A 21,042-nucleotide genomic window follows, 5' to 3' on the forward strand; every position below is an offset into this window, starting at 1 on the left:
AAGGCGAGCGTGTAGTTATAAGTATCCTTCTTTTTTTAAGGTAGTAAGCCATTTTTGAATACAGGAGTCCCAGTAATCCCATGTATGTCCACCAGTGCTTTCGTCATAGTTAAAAGGCACGGCTAATTGTAAAACGCGGTCACGGAACGATACGTTAATTGGATAAACAAAGTCTTCAGTGCCACAATATTGGTAAAGAGTTGGTATGTTTGTTTGCTGCTCGATATGTTGTTTCATTAATGCAATTAAATTAGCACCATGTCCGTCAATATCAAGGTCCATGCCAAAGATTGCTTGCGCGAGTGGTTTAAATTCAATGTGACCCATGCCAATGAACAGATCAAAAATCATGTTGACATCAAGTGCACCAGAGAAGCTGGCCGCGGCTGCAAAGCGTTCAGGATGGTGTAATGCCCACTTAAAAGCACCGAACCCACCCATCGACAATCCAGCGACAAATTGGTCTTCACGATTTTCGGAAAGTGGGAAGTAGCGGGTGAGCCGTTCAGGTAATTCTTTCGATAAAAAGGTAAAATAAGATCCGCCAAAGTCCATATCTGTGTAGTAGCTTAAATCAACGCTCGGCATGACAACAGCAAGATCGTATGCATTCGCGTAGCGTTCGATCGACGTTTGACGTGACCAAGAGCTGTCGTCATCGCCCCATCCGTGTAGTAAATATAAGGTGCGGTATGGCGGCGTTGCTTGTTCAGGTAAAATGACATGCACACGGGTTTGTTTACCGAGTGCTGTAGATTTGTATTGGATTGTCGCAAGTGCCATCGTTGAAAGTACCTCCTTTTGTGTCTCTGTACAGTATAACGGAAAAAACATTCTGTGGTACAATGAAATGTGAGAGAACATTACTTTTTTGAGGAGGTTTTCATGTTACATATTGAAGAGATTAAAGCGCTCATTCCGCATCGTTATCCGTTTTTACTTGTGGATCGTATTGTCGAGTTAGAGGCGGGGAAGATGGCAGTTGGCATCAAAAACGTGAGTGCGAATGAAGAATTTTTTAATGGTCATTTCCCGCAATACGCGGTGATGCCGGGTGTGTTGATTGTTGAAGCATTGGCACAAGTATGCGGGTGTATGGTCATGACACAGGAAGAGCATGCAGGGAAAATCGGACTATTTGCCGGAATTGACCAATGCAAATTTAAACGACCTGTACGACCTGGCGATCAGCTTCGTCTCGAGGTAGAGATGACGCGGATGAAAGGTCCTGTCGCCAAAGCACGCGGGGTGGCTTATGTCGACGGCGAGGTTGCGGCGCAAGCTGAGATGACGTTTGCCTTTAAGCAAAGTGATCGCTCGTAAGGCTGAATAGGAGACCGGCGAATCCATCCTGGTCTTCCTATTTCAGGAATGATATTGCTAAATAGAAGGAGCGGTGCTATGCTTCTTTGTAAAGTGCTTACATATCGCACACCTATTAGTGCAAACGTTTGCGCTAGGTGTTGTTAGAAGGAGAGAAGAATGATGAGAAAAACGGTTTTGAGAATCATATGGTTCACAATGCTACTTATTGTGTTCACATGTAGTGTGACAAATACACATAGTCAGGCGGCTACGAAAAAGGAGATTCGATTTACTTATGAGCGCGACGAAGCAATTTATGATGGTTGGAATTTATGGGTATGGGATACAGACGATCATCATGGACAAGTTGATTTTCATACATTCCAGGACCGTAAAGCCATTGCTACGATTTCGCTAGGCGGAGAAGCAAACAACGTTGGTTTTATCGTACGACATGGGACTGACTGGGGTGACGCAAAAAAGGATATTGGACACGACCGGTTTATTCGTGTGAACGAGCGCGACCGATTAACAAAAGTGTTTGTCAAATCAGGTGAAGCAGTGTTTCATGTTGTTCCTGAAGTGCGTGAGCCACTTATTGGAGCAGGAGCAGTGACATTTTTCTATCGTGATCCTAATTTATATGACCGCGATGAGATGGATACGATTGATGGGGTGACCTTGTCTATTGACGGGAGACAGGTGCCGATGACATATGAAACAGAAAATGAATGGTTTACCGTCACTGTTGACCAGCTTGATCCGGGCACTTATCCATATACATTTTTGGTTGAATCAGGTGGTGTTGAGCGGGAAGTAAATGATCCATACCATACAGTGGATGGGGTGTCACAAGTGACATATGAAGAGGTAATAACAGGTGAGTTTGCACCGCAGATGGTAACTTATAATGAAAACGCGGTACTTACAATCGAGTCTCATTTAGATGAAGATGTTGCGTGGGAAACAATATCCGTTGATTTACGTGCACTAGGTGGGAAGGAAGAGACTTTCATTGACCCTGAATTACAAGCAGTGACAGTCAATGTCCGGAAAGACACCGCCGCTGGTGAGAAATTGTTGCCAATTACAGCAATTGATGTGGATGGGAATCGTTACACTGGGAGTGCGACATTGATAGTCTCGCCGCGGACATTTGCTGGAAAAGGCGACTTTGACTGGGATGAAGCAGTTATTTACTTTATGTTGACGGATCGCTTCTTTGATGGAAACCGAGCAAACAATGATCCGTATGGTATTGGATATGATCCACGTCATCATAACGCGTATCAAGGCGGGGATTTTAAAGGTGTAACGAAAAAACTTGACTACTTACAGGACTTAGGGATCAATACGATTTGGCTGACACCGATTGTGGAAAATATTCGTTTTAACGTTCGTCATCAAGAAGCGGATGGCGACACAATCCCTGATTATGGCTATCATGGTTATTGGGCAATTAACTTCGAAAAGTTGAATCCACATCTTGGTACGATGGCAGAGTTTCATGAGTTAATTGATGAAGCGAATGAACGCGGCATAAAAATTATGGCCGATGTTGTGTTAAATCATACTGGTTATGGTCTGAGGGAAGTAGACGCATTGCCTGAATCATCTCGTCCATTTGGCTATCCGACGGATGATGAGCGTGCGCGTTTTTCAACGCTTTTACGGCAAGGGCATCATGTCGGTGATGACATGGTGCGTGGGGAGTTAGCTGGGTTACCAGATTTTAAAACGGAAGAAGCACATGTGCGGGAGCAGATTGTCAAGTGGCAGACGGACTGGATTGAACGTTCAACAACAGCAAAAGGAAATACAATTGATTATTTCCGTGTGGATACAGTGAAACATGTTGAACCGACGACTTGGATGCACTTTAAAAATGAGTTGACGAAACAAAAGCCGGATTTCAAGTTAATTGGTGAGGCGTGGGGAGCGAGTGTCCACGATGATTACGACTATTTACAGTCAGGGATGATGGATGCGCTGCTTGACTTTGACTTTAAGCGCTATGCCCGTGATTTTGTTGGCGGCAGCGTAGAATCGGTCAATGCTTTGCTTGAGTGGCGCAATGAGCAGCTTACAAATGATGCCACACTTGGGCAGTTTTTAGGTTCTCATGATGAAGACACATTTTTAACTCAAGTCGGTGGTGACAAAAGTAAGTTGAAGCTGGCGGCAGCGCTACAAATCACTGCAAAAGGTCAGCCTGTTATATACTATGGTGAAGAAATTGGTATGGGTGGACGTGCAAACTATCCGTATAACGAAAACCGTTACGTTTTCCCGTGGGAGAAAGTAGCCGGAAACGACATGCACGCTCACTACCGTGCATTACTCCAAGCGCGTTCGACGTATCCACAAGTGTTTGCCAAGGGAGATCGCGCATATGTTGCCGGATCTGATCGTGAAGCATTCCTTGCATTTACACGCACGTATGAAGACACGTCTATCCTTGTCGCGCTAAATGTGGGCGACCATGAAAAGACGCATACATTTACTGGATTTAAGGCACATGAAGCGATTGTTGACTTGTACAGTGGTACGACGTATGAGGCAACTGCAAATGGTGAACTGACAGTGGCATTGCCATCTCGTCATGATGGTGGAACGATGTTGCTCGTTTCAAAGTAGGTTAGATAGAAAGCGCCTCGCTCCCTTTGTTCAGGGGGCGAGGCGCTTTTTGTTAATGATCTGTTTTTTGCGATTGGAAACGCCATGCGTCTTTGCACATGTCGTGTAAGCCACGTTCTGCCTTCCAGTCAAGCTCGGTATGTGCTTTTGTTGGATCAGCATAAGAGACAGGGGCATCACCTGGTCGGCGTGGGGCAATGCGGTAAGGGATGGTCACACCAGTTGCTTCTTCAAACGTGTGAATGACATCGAGGACACTATAGCCAGTGCCTGTCCCTAAATTGTACGCATCAATGCCGTTAATTGTGGGTAGTTTTTTCAACGCTTGTAAATGTCCTTGGGCAAGATCCATCACATGGATGTAGTCGCGAATGCATGTCCCGTCTGCTGTTGGATAGTCATTGCCAAACACGGACAATTCTGCGCGGACGCCAGCAGCAACCTGGGTAATGTATGGCATCAAGTTGTTAGGAATACCGTTTGGAGCCTCACCGATCAAACCACTTTCGTGCGCGCCGATTGGGTTAAAATAGCGTAATAAAGCAATACGCCAATCAGCATTTGATGCGCTCACATCGCGCAACATGTTTTCAATGATAAGTTTCGTCGCTCCGTACGGATTTAGTGTATGAAGCGGCGCGTCTTCGCGTAGTGGGACAGTTTCAGGCATCCCGTATACCGTCGCTGATGAACTAAACACTAATTGATGCACATCGTACTTTTCCATACACTTACATAAGTTAATCGTACTGACAATGTTGTTGCCATAATAAAACAACGGCTGTGCAACCGATTCTCCAACTGCTTTTAAGCCAGCAAAGTGAATGACCGCATCAATCGGATAACGCGCAAACACAGCATCTAGCGCTGCCATGTCACATAAGTCGACGTGCTCAACCGCCGGTGCTCGTCCACCTAGTTCAGTGATACGTGCGATGGTCTCCTCTGAGCTATTAGAAAAATTATCCGCAATGACAATGTCATATCCGGCATTTAAAAGTAGGACAGATGTATGGCTACCAATGTAACCAGCCCCGCCCGTAACAAGAATGGACATAGTTGAAAAGCCTCCTTATTGGGTTAAACAAACGTTTGTTTAGTAAGACAACTGATTACGACCAAACTTTGTCAAGATCTTTGGCATAAAAAGATAGTGCTCGGCTGTAAGCAGTAATGCGTGGATCAGTGCTTGTATCTGTTAAACAGGTGAGCATGCGTGTTAGTGCTTCCTTATGCTTACCTAGATTATACAACGTGATTGCGTAAAATGCATGGAGGGCAGGATCATCGGGGAAAATGGTGAGTCCTTTTTGCAGGACGGCTGCCGCCTTGTCATACGCACCTAACACACGGTAAGAGCTACCGAGACTAACATACACATCAAGAAGTGCTTCACCCGTTAGCCCCAATGAAATGGCTCTTTCGTAGTATGGAATCGCTGCCCGTTCATCCCCAAGCAAATCAAAGCTGCCCCCACATTCGGATTGAATGACGGCATTGTTGGGATTTTCCTCCGCTAATATACAAAACATCCGATTAGATTCGTGTAATTTGCCTTCCTGACGCAGTGCCGCTGCTTGTTGGATCGAAACTTTTGTCATCTGAATACCTCCTAATTGAGCTCTAAATGCCGGCGAAACTCATCTCGAATGCGTGCTTTTTCTTCTTCAGACACAATGGCATACCATACGCCATCAATTGTTTCTCCGGTATAAGCAACTTCTGATTCTTCAATGTTTCCTAGTGCAGGCCGATAAATAGATTGATAGTCCCATATTTTATCAGGGGCTAAATCGGTGCGAACGGTTTCACCGAGCACGTCTAAAATCTTTCCCACTTTTGTAATCGATCCAAGTGACGCCGCTTCATGCATGAGTGCGGTGACCACTTCTCTTTGGCGAGCAGCTCGGCCAGCATCTCCGCGAGGGTCGTCATAGCGCATGCGGGTATACTTTAAGGCGTCTTGTCCATTCAAAAGAAGCGGGCCTTTCTCGAAAGTGGTGCCATCCATTGAAAAGGCCAAATCATTTGTGACATTCACTCCGTCAAATGCGTCAATTAATGTCTCAAAACCTTTCATATTGATGCTTACGTAATAATGAATTGGAATATCAAACGTTTGTTCAACGGTGTCAATTAACATTTCTGCGCCACCGTAGGCGTGCGCATGATTGATTTTTTCTGTTGTACCTTTGCCGACCATTAAGGTGCGTGTGTCGCGGGGAATGCTTAACATTTTTGTTGAGCCTTTTTTAGGGTTAAGTGTCATTAAAATAATGGTGTCAGATCGTCCGACCACTTCGTCTTCACGTCCAGCTGTGTGGTCTACCCCAGCGACTAGCACAGATAGCGGCTCTCCTTCGCTCACTGCGGTAGGGAGAAGTTTTGATTTCCCTCCTTCTCTTTCTGACAATGGTTCATACATGTCATTCGCCGTGTTTTTAATGTCGGTCCATACATAAATGCCGTAAGCAGTCGCGCTAATAAACAAGATACTGAGCACAATTGCTGTGATTTTGAAAATCTTTTTCATCGGATCTGCACCTTTCCTGTTTAAGTTTAGGTTAATTATAACGAGGAAAGGTAGAATGGGCAATGAATGTATTGCATGTGAGATGAGATAAATGATAAGATGCAAAAGGTAGAACGTGAGAAAATGTGTGAAGAAATGTTTCTAGCGCTTTTGCCATACGTAGTAAAAATCTAATAGAGAGGTTTGATATGACAATGAAAAGAGTTTTAACAGTCATGGCCGTATTGTTAGTAATAGCGGGACTTGGCGGAGGCGGATATTTTGTTTACGCCAAAATGGCATCACCAGAAGTGAAGCTATTAAAAGCATTTGAAGCGCTTCAAAAGGAAGAGAAGGTAAAAATTGATTCTGATTTTAATATGACCTTGTCTTTCGATCAAACTTCAAGAGAAACATTTGATGTGGAAGAGGAGCAGCAAGTGTATGTTGATGCGATGTTAGATATGTTGAAAAACATTGAAGGGGATGTATCAACGCTCTATGATCGTAAACAAAAAGTAATGGAACTAGATGCAATGTTTCATATCAATGGCGATATGAATGGAGAAAACGTCGGTGTGAAACTGCCGTTCCGAATGTATTTAGATGAAAAGGCAGAAGAAGTAGCGATTGACTTAGATGTATATCCTAAACTACTGCAAGACCTTACCGATATTCTTTTAAATCATGTATACCTGAACACACCTGAAGGAGAAGAATTAACGCGTGTGATGGAAGAAGAAGGAATGGCTGTTGACGGCTTTGTAGGAGGAATGAAGGATGCGATCATTCCTGTAATAGAAGAAGCGATTCAAGGTGCAAAGTATGTCTCTAACTTTGAAGATGCTGATCTTGATTTAGGAGAGGGAAAAACTTATTTTGGAGAGCATCACATATGGGGAACTTTTGTTGGGAAAGAAGTAATGAAATATTTACAGGAGAAAACAGAAGGGAAATATATTTCTTCAGAAAATGATTGGATTAATTTGAGTGTAAAAAATGATATGCTCGTCCGTGCCTATATGCACGCCCTCAAAGAAATGAAAGAAGACAAAGAAGCAAAAGCGCACTTTGAAGATGATATGTCTATTACGCTTGATGAAGCCATCGAGAATTTAGAAGAAATATTGTTTGAGTCTGATGACGAAGTGGAAATTGAGCATGAATTGGCGTTCAAACTCGTTGACAGCAAGATAGCGGAAACCAAATATAGCGCGGTATTCTCATCTGAGAAAGATGGACACGAAACAACGGGAACAATGTCTGTAGAAAGTGTTTATACTTATGGAGATGTAAACTTCCAGTTCCATAGTGAGGAACGGGAAGCGTTAAACCAGAGCGACATGGAAGCAACATTTGAAGAAGCTGAAAACGAGATTGAGGGACGTATGGAAGCGGTACTCACTGAATTTATGAAGGAAAAGGCTGAAACAAATGCCGCAGAAATAGAAGCGGCATTCAAGGAAAATATGACAGATGAAGAGTTTCAGGCGTTTATTGCGGCGTTAGAAGCAAATGAAGTGGTTGGCTCGGACCTCGATCTAACAGAAGAAGAAATGTATTACTTTGTTTTAGAACTAGAGTATGCCGGGTTTGTTAGAGAGGGTACTGTCGAATTATATATGTATGAATAAGTATAGAAGCTGCCACAATGTCGCGTGATATTGTGGCTTTTTCTTTTAAATAAAACTCCCCAAACCGCCCACTTTTTAAGTGGCGTTTGGGGAGTTTAAAGCCGTGTCAACATCGTATTATTGTTCAGTCATGCTAAACCCTTTAGGCAAGATATATACAAACAATGTCACGAGGAGCCCTGCCACAACAGTACCTAACACCCAAGGGAGCCAGGCAACGGAATCATTTTCGTTATGCGGCGCTTCTTGAGGTAAAGGGTCTGCCACATGAAATAATCCAATGTGACTAGCAACGGCTGCTGTGGTCGATTTGTCTTCTCCAGTAAAAGAGAGTGCGCTAACCATTTCATTGTATTCTTGCTCTAAAGGTTGATCAAACTGAAGTTGATTGACTTCTTCAGGTACACGTGTCGGTTCTTGACTATCTTTTTCTGTATCATCTTTGCGTAGTTCTGGTCGTATTGTACGTTCTTGGTATTCAGCTGGGTTAGTAGGTGTTGCGTCTTCAGCCCCAAAAGAGAGGGGGGCGGATACTGTCATTAGTATCGCTATTGCACTGCAACAACCAACCAAATGCTTAAACCTCATACTCCTCATCCTCCGCCTCATTGCGTAGCTTATGTTTTTCGCGAATGTGTTTAGCTACAGGTATTGCAATTGAAAGACATGTGATCGCTGCTAATATCACAGCACCAGGGAAAAATAACTGCTGTTCTTTATGTTGGATTGACATAAATAATGCTGCTATTGGGTTATCGGAATGGAAGTTTGGCATCGCCATGTCAAGCAATGGGATTGTAAACAAGAAGATGATTAGTACACTTCCAAGCGTACCCATCCACGGTCCGATCATGAGCAGTAGTCGAATCACACCTGCAGTTGCTAGTATAAGCAATACGGTAATGATTGTCCACTGAATTGCTTGTGCGTCAGTCATCTTATAAATATTTAACCCGTAAATGCTAATGATTAATCCAAGAGCTATGGATAGAATGCCATATAGTGAAAGATGCACTGGAATAGGCAATTCCCTATAGTGATGAGCCAAGTAACCAATCATTAAGCTGACAAGCAAGATAATGACAAGCATTACAACTGGTGGGGTAAACGGTTCAGCTGGTCCTTCAACTTGCTCACCAGCAACGTTAACGGGGTTGGACAAGTAGCTGTATATATTATCATTGTAATACCCATCGTTAATGGCGTTTTGAAGAATATTATTCATATCATCATGAACAAGCTGTGTCGTACCCACGCTATTTTTCCAGCGGTCATTTAAGTCATCTGATTTGTTTTGCACGGTTGCCACTTGTGTAAACATGTCTTCAGTTGACCCGATTAAGTTATCTTGGTGTTCGCTTAGAGAGGAGACCGCTTGACCGAGTTGCTCAATTTCACTGAGAGAGGTTTGATGACTAATTTGCACAAGACTGCCATCCAGTCCTTCTACTGGACCCGGTTCAATTTCAATTGGCTGACGGCTGCTTCTCATCTGCTCTAACGTATTGTTGGCAGATTCCCGTGTTTCATTTGCTAATGATAAAACAAGTTGTTGTTCTTCTTTTATTTCTGCACTAAGGTTGGTGAGAATGGTATTCGTGTCTTGAAGAAGTGTGTCCATTTCGCCACGTGCATCTACGGAAAATGTCTGGAAGTTGTTAATATCCTCAGTTAAGGACATGAACGACTTCACGTTGTTTTCGGAGTCTTGCAGGCCTGCTTTTAATTGCGCTGTACGAGCAAAATCTTTCAGTGCCTTATCGCGTATGTCTTGATCAACCGTTCCACTAGCGCGATGTAACTGACTGGCTAATTCTAGTTGTCCTAAAAGATTGTAGTAATCCATGAGTGCATTTGGATCACGGTTTTCAATCGGATCAACAAATGAAAATTGGAAGTCACTTGCTGGTGGAGATGATAGGATTCTTTCTTCACGTTGTTGGACTTTCTTAAGGAATGTCTCAGGAAGTTCCTTTGTTTTACCTTGTAGTGATTCTACCAACTCATGCAAATCCTCAAGGTACCCCATGTATTGTGAGACGAGCTCACGATTGTCGTTGATATCTTTTTGTACGTCTTCTTCCAATTCCTTTTTTAATTGATCTGTACGTTCAATTGTCAGCTTCCAAGTATCGTATGCGGAATTGTCGGTGTGACTAGGGACATTTTCTTGATCATCTTTACTGGATGCTTCTTCAGGTGTTTCCTGTTTGTCTGCGTTATGATCGTCTGACTCCTCCGGTGGGTCAGGCGTTGGATCGGGATTCACATCACCCTTTTCTGGTTCAAGTTCCACAAGGGACGCTCTAATGTACTGTACATGTTCGAGTACATCTTTAAGCATGTCTGGCTCTAGAGGTTCTAAAGGGTGTAAAGGCATCGTCAAATGGCCAGGATCATATGGGAGCGTGTGTTGGCTCAATACCTCGTTACGCATCGCCAAGGTGGACTTGAGTGTAGAAATAAATACGCCCCAATTATTTCCTTTATTATAAGATTGGATTACTTGCTCATATGTGTTTGGCAGGCGCTCAATCTCATTATTTAATGTGTGGAAAGATGTGTTCATATTCCTGTCAAAGCCATACATTTGTTGATTTAATGTACCCATTCCATTATGAAACTGATTTAAGAAGGCATAAACATTCTCCCCCTTATTCTCTAATTGCGGTTGGAAAGGGGTTTGTCCTTCTCTCACACGTCTCTCGCCATCTTGCAATAATGTTTGGAACGTAGTAGACGAATCACTGATTAACTGTTCATTTGCTTGATCAGTAGCGAGTAAGGAAGTCGTCAAATCTTGTTGGTAAGTGAGGTAAGTGTCAATATTTTTAGTAAGTGTTTCAAACGCTTTTTCACCTTCTGACAATGTGCTATGGGAATTTCCCGCAATCCCGGTTGCGTCTTTAGAGTAAGAAAATAGTTGTCCAAGTCTCTCGCGTTGGCGGTCGATTTCTTGTCCAAGTTCTTTAGAGCTCGGGGCATAAAAGGCGTGCATTTCATTTAAGAAATTAACCTCTTTATCTAGCACTTCATCAAAATTCGTTTGAACCCCGTGTATTTCTTCGCTCACATAGCGCCAATACATCGCGGTGACTTGACCGTTTAACGTTTGTTGCGCGGCTTCTAATTCTTTCTGCACACGTTCTTGGTTTTTCGCATTTAAGTGAGGCGACATTTCGTAACGAACATTTGTGATACTTGGTATTGCCTCTTTAAATGACATAATGTCACGCGAGAATGAGGACGGGATGAAAATGACTGCATCGTATTCCTTGTTGTCGATTCCCGATTGTGCGGCAAGTCGACTGACGACAGGCCACTCATACCCAGATTCCTTATCTTGAATCGTTTGGACTAAGTCTTGACCTAACGTAATAATATCGTCACCAAGCGCCTTTTGGTAACCGTCATCTTCATTGACAATCGCGATTTGATCAGTCGTGTTTTTCGGTTGGAACATGGGCTCAGAACCGATGTAGTTAAAAAAGACGAGCGGTGTTGCAGCGATGACCGCAATGGCAATGAGTAACGTAATCAAGCCTTTCTTGTTTTTCACAGTTTATGTAGCCTCCTTTTGACAAGTTTACATATGTGTCGATCGTATTCGACTCTATGTAACCGATTTTATCACAATAATAACAGAAAAAATGACTGGTGAGAATCATTAATTTTGTAGGAACGTGTGAACAGGTGAAAAAATATGTGTCCTTTTTAGTTTCAACATCACAGAAAATCGTGTAGAATAATGGATAGGAATGAGAAATAATGTCTCTTAATCCATAAAAAATGATGGTGATTGGCATTATTTACCCCAATTTCCCAAGTTTCTTCAAAAAACTATTGACAGCGCTGTAATTTCACATTTAGAATAGTAGTGTGTAAGATAAAAAAATATGATTTTTAGGAGGAAATTCTCTCATGGCACAAATTCGTATGACTCCAGAAGAACTACGTACAGAGGCAAATGAAACACGTACAGACGCATCATCTTATCAAGATCTACTACAAAGAGGCGATGCGCGTATCGACAAGTTAGGTTCTACGTGGGAAGGTGAAGCATTTCAAGGTTTTGCAGCGCAATGGCAAGATAAGCGTAAGCACGTAGAAGAGCTCATCCAATTATATGAAGAGCTCAGCGCACAAACAGATGATATTGCCAATGTTGTAGAAACAACAGACCAAGAAATCCGTAGCCGCATTGGATACTAAGTAATGTCAACGGAGCGCAATCGCGATTCATATTATTGTGGATTGTGATTTGCGCTCTTTCTTTTGGAAAGGGGTTTTTTGATGTACATAAAAGTAACGGTAGATTTGCGTCATTATATAGAAAAGGAAATTGATTTACGTTTATCGGATCAATACACCGCGCGTAAGTTTATTGACATTGTATGGGAGATTGAAAAAATCAAACAGCCGCGTCGAGAAGGTGACTTTATCCGTATTGAAAACAAAGCAAACATGCTTGGGGGAGATCAAATCTTGGCAGCACATGGCGTTACAAATGGTGATCGCTTAGTGATACTATAAATCATTGTTTAGAGAGAGGAGATGAGGAAATGAGCGAGAAAAAACAGCTTTATTTAGAAGAACAAGTCGGGATGCAGTTAGAGAAAGACGAAAACAATCATTATACCATTACATTTCAAAATGAAGAGATAAAGTTAAATGATACGCTTGAAGCGAAAGTATTAGATGGATGTGACCTACTCACTACAAGAGAAATCAAACAAAGTGAAGACGATTTTGTCATTAAAATAAAGCCAGTCATCCCATTAAAATCGTTTGGTGCTCTTAAAAATAAAGAAGAAAGTGCGAAACTCTTCATTGCTCACGCCTTAATCCAAAAAGTGATCGAACACGATCATGACAAACTACAGCTCATTGTCTGCCCCGAAAACTTGCTTGTTAGTGATGGACTAGACGTGACATTTATCCATTATGGTGTGAAAGATAGTATCCCCCCTTATGAAAAAGACAACGAGAGAGTATTGCTTGAACTACGTACAACACTGCTCGTGCTTTTAGATGGGAATCATCGCTTTAAGGAATATATGAATCACCATGACACACTAAAATTACCAACGAAAGCAACATCTTTACTCGAACAAACAACGTTAGAAGGTTTACGTGAGCTTGTTAGTCGCTGGATTCAGGAGCACGAACAACAAGAAAAGCTACTACATAAAGTGCCGAAAACAAAATGGACAATACAAAAATGGACGGGTATCGGACTTGGTGTTGCGCTTGTGCCAGCAATCGTCTATATTGTTTACGTCCTCGCCTTTTTACAGCCACGTCAAGAAGCCTTTACGGCTAGTCATACTGCTTATTTAAATGATAATTTTAGTGAAGTCATTGATATCCTTGAACCGTATGCCCCAAGTAAAATGCCGCGTGTCGTAAAATTTCAGCTCGCACAGTCTTATGTGGCGACAGAACAGCTAAAAGACAAACAGAGAGAAACCCTTACAAATGTCCTTGTTTTGCAGGCAGCGGAGCCTTATTTTGATTACTGGATTGCCGTTGGTCGTGGCGAAAATGAAGAGGCTGTTGATATTGCCCGTGGGCTTGGGGATGAAGTCTTGATTGCGTATGCCCAAATTAAGCGTCGTGAAGAAATTAAAAATGATAAAAACCTGTCAGGAAAAGAACGCGAAGACTTAATTAAAGAAGTCGAAGCTGACATTGACGATTATATGGACAAAATGAAGGAATTGGCAGAAGAAGAGGAAAAGCGCCAACCGCGGGCAGAACCTGCTGCTTCTGAGGAAGTGGAAGAAACAAAAGTAGAAGAAAAAGATCAAGAAGAACAGGATAAACAAGAAGGTGAAGATGACAAAGAGAAAGACAAGGAAAAGGATGGAGGTGACGAATAATGTCCGCGACGTTGTGGGTCTTTTATGACCAGTATGTGCAAAGAACCACGGTGGATGGACTGCCCACTTCTATCGGTCCTGGCGAACAGGCAAATGTCAGAGTCTCTTTCTTGAAAAAAGAAATACGTGCACAAATCGAGGAAGGACGTTGTGTGATCGTATGCGAGGGAGCGGTGTTGCACACCCTCTCTTCAGGGGAATCATACGAATTAGACATAGACAATCAACCGTGTTCCTTCCTATATATAGGGGAAGCACTCAGTAAGAAAAAATATGACACTGGGCATACGAATGTCGTAACGATCTCAAATGACGCTACGGCGAATGTTGTGTTACCGGCACACCTGCAAATGGATGTTACATTGCTGCGGGAGAAAAAGGAGTGGACGCTTTATCCGAAAGCAGGCACCGAAGCCCCATATGTGAATGGGGCAAAAGTGTCTACGTCGGTCCCAATTGTAGACGGCGATGAATTGCTTTTTGGAAACACCCTTTTAAAAATAATCGATGGCGACATTTTAGTGATTGAAAGTTATGAGGCGTATGAAACGACGTTGGCACAAGTAGAAACACCAACGTCGCTCATGCAACAACAATACCCAACATATCGCCGGACGCCTCGGATGGTTTACGAACAACCAACCGATAAAGTGGAATTCTCGATGCCATCGGAGGAAGTGGATGATCCAGGAAGACCGCTATGGATGATTTTATTGCCACCTGTGGCGATTATCGCGATTATGGTGACGCTTGCGGTGACGCTCCAACGGACATGGATGTTGTTCATGTCTGTTCCAATTATGACGGTCATGGCTTTTGTTGCAACAACAATGTTTTTCCGCGAGAAGAAAAAACGGAAGAAAAAAGAAGAAAAGCGCCAGCGCGTGTACACCCGCTATTTAGAAGTGAAACGCGATGAGCTGCAATCATTGGTTGATGAACAAAAGCACGCGCTGTTGTATCACTTGCCAACATTTGAACAAATGAAGAACAAAACGCGGCGGGTGAGTAGCCGTATTTGGGAGCGAACGATTGACAATGATGACTTTCTCGACATTCGCGTCGGGCGCTCGTCTGTCCCCGCTAGCTTCGAGTTAAACCAACCGAGCGATGAGCTCTCGAATCGCGATCGAGATGCCCTCATGGATGACTTTGACAAACTACGTGAGAAGTATTCAAACGTCGAGGACGCTCCGCTCCGTCTTAGCATTGCCCGTGGTGCACTTGGATTCGTCGGGAAACCGTCGATCGTCGAGCGTGAAGTCTCACAACTCATTGGCCAACTTGCTTTTGCCCACAGTTATCATGACTTACGTTTTGTAGCGATATTGAATGAAGACCAACGCGAGAAATGGGCGTGGATGCGGTGGTTACCGCACTTCCAATTGCCTGGTTCAGAAGCAAAAGGCTTCATTTACGACGAGAAGGCATGCGACCACATCTTAAATCCGCTGTATCATGTGCTTCGTGAACGAGATTTAGAACAAAAAGAAGCACGCGAGCGGAAACAAGATGGAAAAAGGTTTCTTCCGCATCTTGTGTTCTTTGTCGCCAACCGTTCATTGATCGCCGAACACGGCATTATGGAGTATTTGGAAGGAAAAGATAAGCAGCTTGGCTGCACCGTCATTTTCCTGACCGATGTCGCGCAAAACTTAAGTGAGCATGTGCATACGATTGTGAAAGCTGTCAACCGTAACGAAGGTGAGATCGTCCTCCTACGGAACATCTCGATTCACAAACGCTTCCAGTTTGACGCTTACGAACCAACGTCAAATGAAAATTATGCGCGGATGCTTGCGTCTTTACATCACCAACAAGGGATGACGCGCTCGATTCCGAACATGGTCTCCTTTATGGAAATGTTCCCAGGCGCGGTCCAAGCGAAAGATTTGGCGATCAAAAACCGCTGGCAAACAAATGACAGCACAAAGACGCTTGCCGCACCGATTGGCTTTAAAGCAAAAGACGAACTGATTGAACTCGATGCCCACGAAAAAATGCACGGGCCACACGGATTGCTCGCCGGGACGACAGGGTCAGGTAAATCGGAGTTTTTACAAACGTACATTTTATCTTTAGCGGTCAATTATCACCCGCATGAAGTTGCCTTCCTTCTCATCGACTACAAAGGGGGCGGAATGGCGCAACCATTTAAAGGCATGCCGCACTTACTCGGTGTCATTACAAACATTGCCGAAAGCGAAAACTTTAGCTTGCGTGCCCTGGCCTCGATTCGGTCAGAATTGAAAAAGCGCCAACGCTTGTTTGACGAATATACCGTCAACCACATTAACGCGTATACGAAACTGTATAAAGACGGCACGGCCAAAGAGCCGATGCCACACCTGTTCATCATTTCCGATGAGTTTGCTGAGCTAAAAAATGAGGAACCAGAATTCATTAAAGAACTCGTCTCGGCAGCGCGTATCGGGCGTTCTCTTGGCGTGCACCTTCTTCTTGCGACACAAAAACCAAGTGGCGTCGTTGACGGACAAATTTGGAGTAACTCCCGTTTCAAGATCGCCTTGAAAGTCCAAACACCAGGTGATTCAAGAGAAATCTTGAAAAACGACGACGCTGCGTCGATTAAAGAAACCGGTCGCGGTTACTTACAAATTGGTAGTAACGAGCAATACGACTTGTTCCAAAGCGCATGGAGCGGGGCCCAATACTTACGCTCTGCCCATGACGGCGAAGAAGAGGTCGCTTATGTGACAGACCTTGGCCTCCAACTGGCCTCGCGCATAGGGGTAGAAGAAGAACACGACCAAGAAAATAAGAGTGAAATTGAAGCCGTTGTCGAAGAAATTGCGACAACAACCGAACAACTGGCGATTACGCCAGCGAAAAGTCCGTGGCTCGATCCACTAGAAGAGCGACTTGTCTATGATTGGACAAGCGCAACAGAAGAGATGGACGCCTTCCCGTTTGCCCTCGCGGATGACCCTGAGAATCAACGCCAATTCCCGATCTGTTACGACTGGGGGAAAAGTGGCAACTTAATGATCTTCGGCGCGAGCGGTTATGGCAAGTCGATGACGCTCCTGACGCTCCTACTCGCCTTTGCCGAGAAACGCTCACCCGAGCAAGCGAACTATTATGTACTCGACTTTGGGAACGGCGCTCTCTTGCCATTACGCCAACTCCGTCATACGGGTGATTACATCAAAGTAGACGAAGGACGTAAGCTAGAAAAGCTCATTGACTACATTGGCCAAGAAATGGAACGCCGCAGCGAGCTGTTTATGGAAAAAGAAGTGAGCAGCATCTCTGTTTACAATGAGGTGTGCGACAAGCCACTGCCGTCGATCTTCCTCGTCATTGATAACTATGACGTGTTGGCAGAAGAGTTTTCTGACCAAGCAGCAGCGTTTACCCGATTCGCGCGCGACGGCCAATCACGCGGCATTTACGTCATGATGACAGTCAACGTCCGAAACGCCGCTAAGCCGGCACTGTTAAACAGCATGAACATGAAGATCTGTCACTATATGATTGATAAAACGGATGTGACGTCATTAATGGGTAGAATCCCATTCGTCATCGAAACCATCCCAGGTCGCATGCTCGTCACAAAAGACAAAAACTGGCTCGCGCAAACGTACTTGCCAGCGGCAGGAGAAACCGACCGTGAAGTCATTGAAAACGTGAAAGCACGCATTCAAACGCTAAATGACAGATACGAAGAATCAGCAGTGCCAAGGTCGATGGCGATGTTGCCGAAGACGCTCTCGCTCGTCCAATTCCGCGAGTACTTGCAAGAAAACCCGAGATCAGGTATTCCGATTGGCTTGAACGAGGAGACGGTGCAGCCGGTTTATCTAGACGAAAGCGCAGGTGCGTACACGGTCATTGCTGGAGAACCACAACGTGGGAAGTCAAATATGTTGAAAGTGATGCTCTCGTTCTATTTTGAAACAGATGTGGAGAAAGTCGTTCTATGTGATGGCGTCGATCGCCCGTTGTTCGAATTTGGTAAACGAGAAAAAGCATGTTACCCAACAACTCCAGAGGAATTGCAGCAAGCGATTGAAGAAATGAAACAAGTGATGGAAGCTCGGAAGGAACAATATGACGAGGCCCTGAATGAAGGTGCCGGCATACCTCAATTCCGACCGTATCTTTTTGTAATTGATAGCTTTAACGAATTCAAAAGGATGGTGGGTATTTCTAAGGAACCAGCATTTGCGGAAATGATGCAAACATATGGTCACTTACAATTCAAAGTGATTGTCGCTGCGGACCATAAAGAGGTGAGTTTGGGTCGTACTGGCGTGCTAGCAGAATTAAAATCAGCGCGGCAACAAATTCTTTTAGTCAAGAAATCAGCGCAGGCTTTAGTTACTTTTACGCATAACCGCGGAGAGAAGTTAGAAGATGGATTTGGATATCATGTAGTAAATGGACGAGATACAAAAATTAAGATTCCAGAAGTGACCAAGGAAGAAGCGTTGGTTCATTCGTAAGATCATTTGTCATCGATGCCACCTCGGGGTGGCATCGCATGACAGGTTCAATCAGAAATACTTGTATACGAGATTCTTGACTGAAAAAAATTGTTTTTATAGAATGGGAAGAAGTAAACAATATGTGACTCTTTGATACATCCTCTAGAGGAGAAAGGTAGGTTCGGTATGAGTGATTATTCAAGTAGAATTAACGCACTTAGTATTGAGATTCAAGATTTGAATGATTCTATTGCCGCGGCTAGGGCACGCCGGGCAGAATTGGCAGAGGCACGTCGCAAATTGGTCAGCGAGAGAGACAACTTGGATTCAGATGAAGAATTGATCAAAAGTCCAGAAACAGGCGAATCTGGGTCAACGGGATCACACGCGACAAATCATGAAGATGCAGAGCGAGACATGGTATTGAAAGGCCATCAAGATTTACCTGACCAAGTCCAAGAAAAGATTGACGCAATTGACAGTGAGAGAGACAGCTTGCTCCAAACAATTAGTGATAGTAGAAGTACGATCAACTCAAAAAAAGACACGATGAGCAGTTTGAAAGAAAAACAAAAAGCAGAGAGAGCGAAGCAAGGAGGATAAGTGTCTATGGAAATAAAAGTGAATGTGGAAGAAGTCAACCTGTTGCTTCAAGGTGTGTTAGAAATAGCGTCTAGCTTTCAAACCGTTCCTGTTAGCACTTCCTCTGATGATTTGGACATGATGAGTGAAGTAAACGATGAGAAAACAAGTCTAGATGAGTGCTTGAAAGGATACATGGCTGCCTTAGTAGAAATAGAAACGGAATTACAGCTTCTTATCCAAGGATATGAAGAAACAGATCAAGAGATAGGACGCGAAATTAATATGAGGACAGGAGACAATGTCAACATGCCGGGTTCAAACTTCGCGTAGGAAAGTGTCTGCGCTCATTCAAATCATTCTCAAGGAGGTTTTAGCATGAAATTCTTAGACGTCAATAAGCATCTTGGTGAACTTGATGAACATATCGCGGCGTTAAAGTCGTATTTAGACGTTTTTGAGGCAACGGAGGCAAGAATTACCCTTGTTGTCAATACCGATGGCGCCTTTAAAGGAGAGGGGTCGCAAGGAATTATTAACAATCATCAATATGTCCATCTACCAACGATCCGCTCGATCCGAGCAGGAATTGCTGTTTTCATTGAGAAGCTAGAAAAAATAAAAGAGCAGATTAACAGCTTTGAACCTGAATCAAACGGCTCTGTTTCCGAGGATTTTTGGAAAACCCAACTTCCGAATGCATATGATAGCTACGAAGAAACGCTAGAGGGAAGAGAAAAGAATGTAAACAATGCGGTGGCAGAGGTTAGCCACATTTTGAACCTCGGCAAGCTCCAAACAGAAGGCGTGTACAACAGTCTCGACAGTGCCCGCAAACACACTGAAACAGTGCTCGAAGGTTTATATGATCTTGACCAAACAGGTGTTGAGTTGATGGCAGAAGTGCGCACTGAAATGGCGGAGTTAAAAGCGACAATCGCACAAGTACTGCAATGGACCTTAACCGGAGGCGTGAAGATGTCCGGCGTAAGCATCATGGAAGTAGGCGGATATTTTTCAAACAACGCGACGTTGCATGAGAAAGCACCAGAAGTGGATACGAGTAAGGTAACCACAGGTGCCGATGCAGCGGCATTGATGGATAATCCGGCGTTGATGGATGATTCTTCATTATGGCAACAGACGGCTGACTTTTTCGAAACGGCTTCATCAGGAATGAATTACTACACAATGTATAACTTTGCGCAGAAATCTGCCGGGCGCTATACTTCACCTATATCAAATGAAATCAGCCGTCACCAAAGAAAACAACGTTTTGATAAGCAAATGGCAGAAGGTCGAAAAGCGTTGGAGGATAAGTTAAGGAAAAATCGAGGGGCTACTCCCCCAAAGAGTTCTACTCTTTTTAAGAGTGGTGCTTCATTAGTAGGGAAAATGGGAGCAAAAGCGATACCAATTGCTGGGACAGCAATAACTCTTGGCGACAATGCGGCTGAGTTTGTCAGGGAAGAAAATAATGGGAAAACAGTGATGCAAAAAACCGGGCGTTTTGTAGGAGGGACTGCGTTAGAAGTTGTTGTACCTTGGGCTCTAACTCCTGTTGGAGGCCCTTTATGGGCTCCTGCTGCAATAGCAACGATCAATTTAGGTACAGACAATTGGTTGACGGATTCTGCGCGTGATGTTGGTGAAGCGATATTTGGTGGGATTGAAAATGGTGCAAAAGCAGGCTGGGACATAGGTACCGCTGTGATTGATGATCTTACACAAGGCGCAAAGTCAAGCTGGGAGTTAACTAAGACGGTCGGGGAAGGAGCGAAAGATGTAGGAACAGCTATAGTTGATGATCTTACACAAGGCGCAAAGTCAAGCTGGGAGCTAACTAAATCGGTAGGAGAAGGAGCGAAAGATGTAGGAACAGCTATAATTGATGATCTTACAAAAGGAATAAAATCAAGTGGGGACTTTCTGTTTGGTTGGGTACGCTAGTTTAATGAGGATATCGAAGGGGGGATTAACCTCCCTTCGAAGAACCAGTAATAGATAATTGAATCCTAAAGGCTGTAGTGGTAGGAGAG

At 43.8% G+C, this 21,042-nt stretch carries 16 protein-coding genes; 10 read left to right on the forward strand and 6 right to left on the reverse strand.

Going from position 1 to position 21,042, the window contains the following annotated elements; all coding sequences use genetic code 11:
- Positions 1-15: 15 nt before the first annotated feature.
- Positions 16-783 carry an alpha/beta hydrolase gene (locus NSQ26_RS13015; RefSeq protein WP_499718457.1) on the reverse strand — a complete coding sequence of 256 codons (768 nt, stop codon included), beginning with the start codon at positions 781-783 and terminating at the stop codon, positions 16-18.
- A gap of 102 nt (positions 784-885) precedes the next feature.
- On the opposite strand from NSQ26_RS13015, the gene fabZ reads away from it, so the two are divergent.
- On the forward strand, positions 886-1,323 hold the full coding sequence (fabZ, locus tag NSQ26_RS13020) for a 3-hydroxyacyl-ACP dehydratase FabZ (RefSeq protein ID WP_090774720.1): 438 nt from the start codon (positions 886-888) through the stop codon (positions 1,321-1,323).
- A gap of 162 nt (positions 1,324-1,485) precedes the next feature.
- Positions 1,486-3,942, forward strand: coding sequence for an alpha-amylase family glycosyl hydrolase (locus tag NSQ26_RS13025; RefSeq protein ID WP_499718458.1), 2,457 nt, complete (start codon positions 1,486-1,488; stop codon positions 3,940-3,942).
- Positions 3,943-3,994: 52 nt separating this feature from the next.
- On the opposite strand, the gene galE is transcribed toward NSQ26_RS13025, so the two are convergent.
- The 3 genes from galE to NSQ26_RS13040 are packed head-to-tail and all read right to left on the reverse strand — an operon-like array spanning position 3,995 to position 6,475.
- A complete protein-coding gene (gene galE, locus NSQ26_RS13030; RefSeq protein WP_499718459.1) occupies positions 3,995-4,999 on the reverse strand; it encodes a UDP-glucose 4-epimerase GalE in 1,005 nt (334 codons plus the stop codon).
- A 55-nt stretch (positions 5,000-5,054) separates the two neighbouring features.
- A complete protein-coding gene (locus NSQ26_RS13035) occupies positions 5,055-5,543 on the reverse strand; it encodes a tetratricopeptide repeat protein (RefSeq protein ID WP_499718460.1) in 489 nt (162 codons plus the stop codon).
- Between the two features lie 11 nt (positions 5,544-5,554).
- A complete protein-coding gene (locus tag NSQ26_RS13040) occupies positions 5,555-6,475 on the reverse strand; it encodes an LCP family glycopolymer transferase (protein WP_499718461.1) in 921 nt (306 codons plus the stop codon).
- 188 nt (positions 6,476-6,663) lie between these two features.
- On the opposite strand from NSQ26_RS13040, the gene NSQ26_RS13045 reads away from it, so the two are divergent.
- Positions 6,664-8,088 carry a hypothetical protein gene (locus NSQ26_RS13045; RefSeq protein WP_499718462.1) on the forward strand — a complete coding sequence of 475 codons (1,425 nt, stop codon included), beginning with the start codon at positions 6,664-6,666 and terminating at the stop codon, positions 8,086-8,088.
- 117 nt (positions 8,089-8,205) lie between these two features.
- Here the strand turns inward: NSQ26_RS13045 and NSQ26_RS13050 are convergent, their stop codons facing one another.
- Positions 8,206-8,676: a type VII secretion EssA family protein gene (locus NSQ26_RS13050; protein ID WP_499718463.1), complete on the reverse strand. Its 471-nt coding sequence runs from the start codon at positions 8,674-8,676 to the stop codon at positions 8,206-8,208.
- Positions 8,666-11,647, reverse strand: a complete 2,982-nt coding sequence (gene esaA, locus NSQ26_RS13055) for a type VII secretion protein EsaA (RefSeq protein WP_499718464.1) — start codon at positions 11,645-11,647, stop codon at positions 8,666-8,668. The genes NSQ26_RS13050 and esaA overlap by 11 nt, the downstream gene beginning before the upstream one ends.
- A 362-nt stretch (positions 11,648-12,009) precedes the next feature.
- Here esaA and NSQ26_RS13060 point away from each other — a divergent pair, with 362 nt between their 5' ends.
- The 7 genes from NSQ26_RS13060 to NSQ26_RS13090 all read left to right on the forward strand — a co-directional run bounded on the left by NSQ26_RS13060 (position 12,010) and on the right by NSQ26_RS13090 (position 20,953).
- Positions 12,010-12,300, forward strand: a complete 291-nt coding sequence (locus NSQ26_RS13060) for a WXG100 family type VII secretion target (RefSeq protein WP_090774728.1) — start codon at positions 12,010-12,012, stop codon at positions 12,298-12,300.
- Between the two features lie 81 nt (positions 12,301-12,381).
- Positions 12,382-12,621 (forward strand): ESX secretion system protein YukD, encoded by a 240-nt coding sequence (gene yukD / locus NSQ26_RS13065; RefSeq protein ID WP_090774729.1) that lies wholly within the window; start codon positions 12,382-12,384, stop codon positions 12,619-12,621.
- 29 nt (positions 12,622-12,650) lie between these two features.
- A complete protein-coding gene (essB, locus tag NSQ26_RS13070; protein WP_499718465.1) occupies positions 12,651-13,970 on the forward strand; it encodes a type VII secretion protein EssB in 1,320 nt (439 codons plus the stop codon).
- Positions 13,970-18,439 (forward strand): type VII secretion protein EssC, encoded by a 4,470-nt coding sequence (gene essC, locus NSQ26_RS13075; protein ID WP_499718466.1) that lies wholly within the window; start codon positions 13,970-13,972, stop codon positions 18,437-18,439. The genes essB and essC overlap by 1 nt, the downstream gene beginning before the upstream one ends.
- Before the next feature lie 168 nt (positions 18,440-18,607).
- Positions 18,608-19,024 (forward strand): YwqH-like family protein, encoded by a 417-nt coding sequence (locus tag NSQ26_RS13080; RefSeq protein ID WP_499718467.1) that lies wholly within the window; start codon positions 18,608-18,610, stop codon positions 19,022-19,024.
- Between the two features lie 6 nt (positions 19,025-19,030).
- A complete protein-coding gene (locus NSQ26_RS13085; protein WP_499718468.1) occupies positions 19,031-19,336 on the forward strand; it encodes a DUF5344 family protein in 306 nt (101 codons plus the stop codon).
- A gap of 45 nt (positions 19,337-19,381) precedes the next feature.
- A complete protein-coding gene (locus NSQ26_RS13090) occupies positions 19,382-20,953 on the forward strand; it encodes a T7SS effector LXG polymorphic toxin (RefSeq protein WP_499718469.1) in 1,572 nt (523 codons plus the stop codon).
- Positions 20,954-21,042: the final 89 nt, after the last annotated feature.

The sequence above is a fragment of the Bacillus sp. FSL W7-1360 genome, assembly GCF_038592975.1.
GTDB lineage: Bacteria > Bacillota > Bacilli > Bacillales > Bacillaceae_D > Shouchella > Shouchella lonarensis.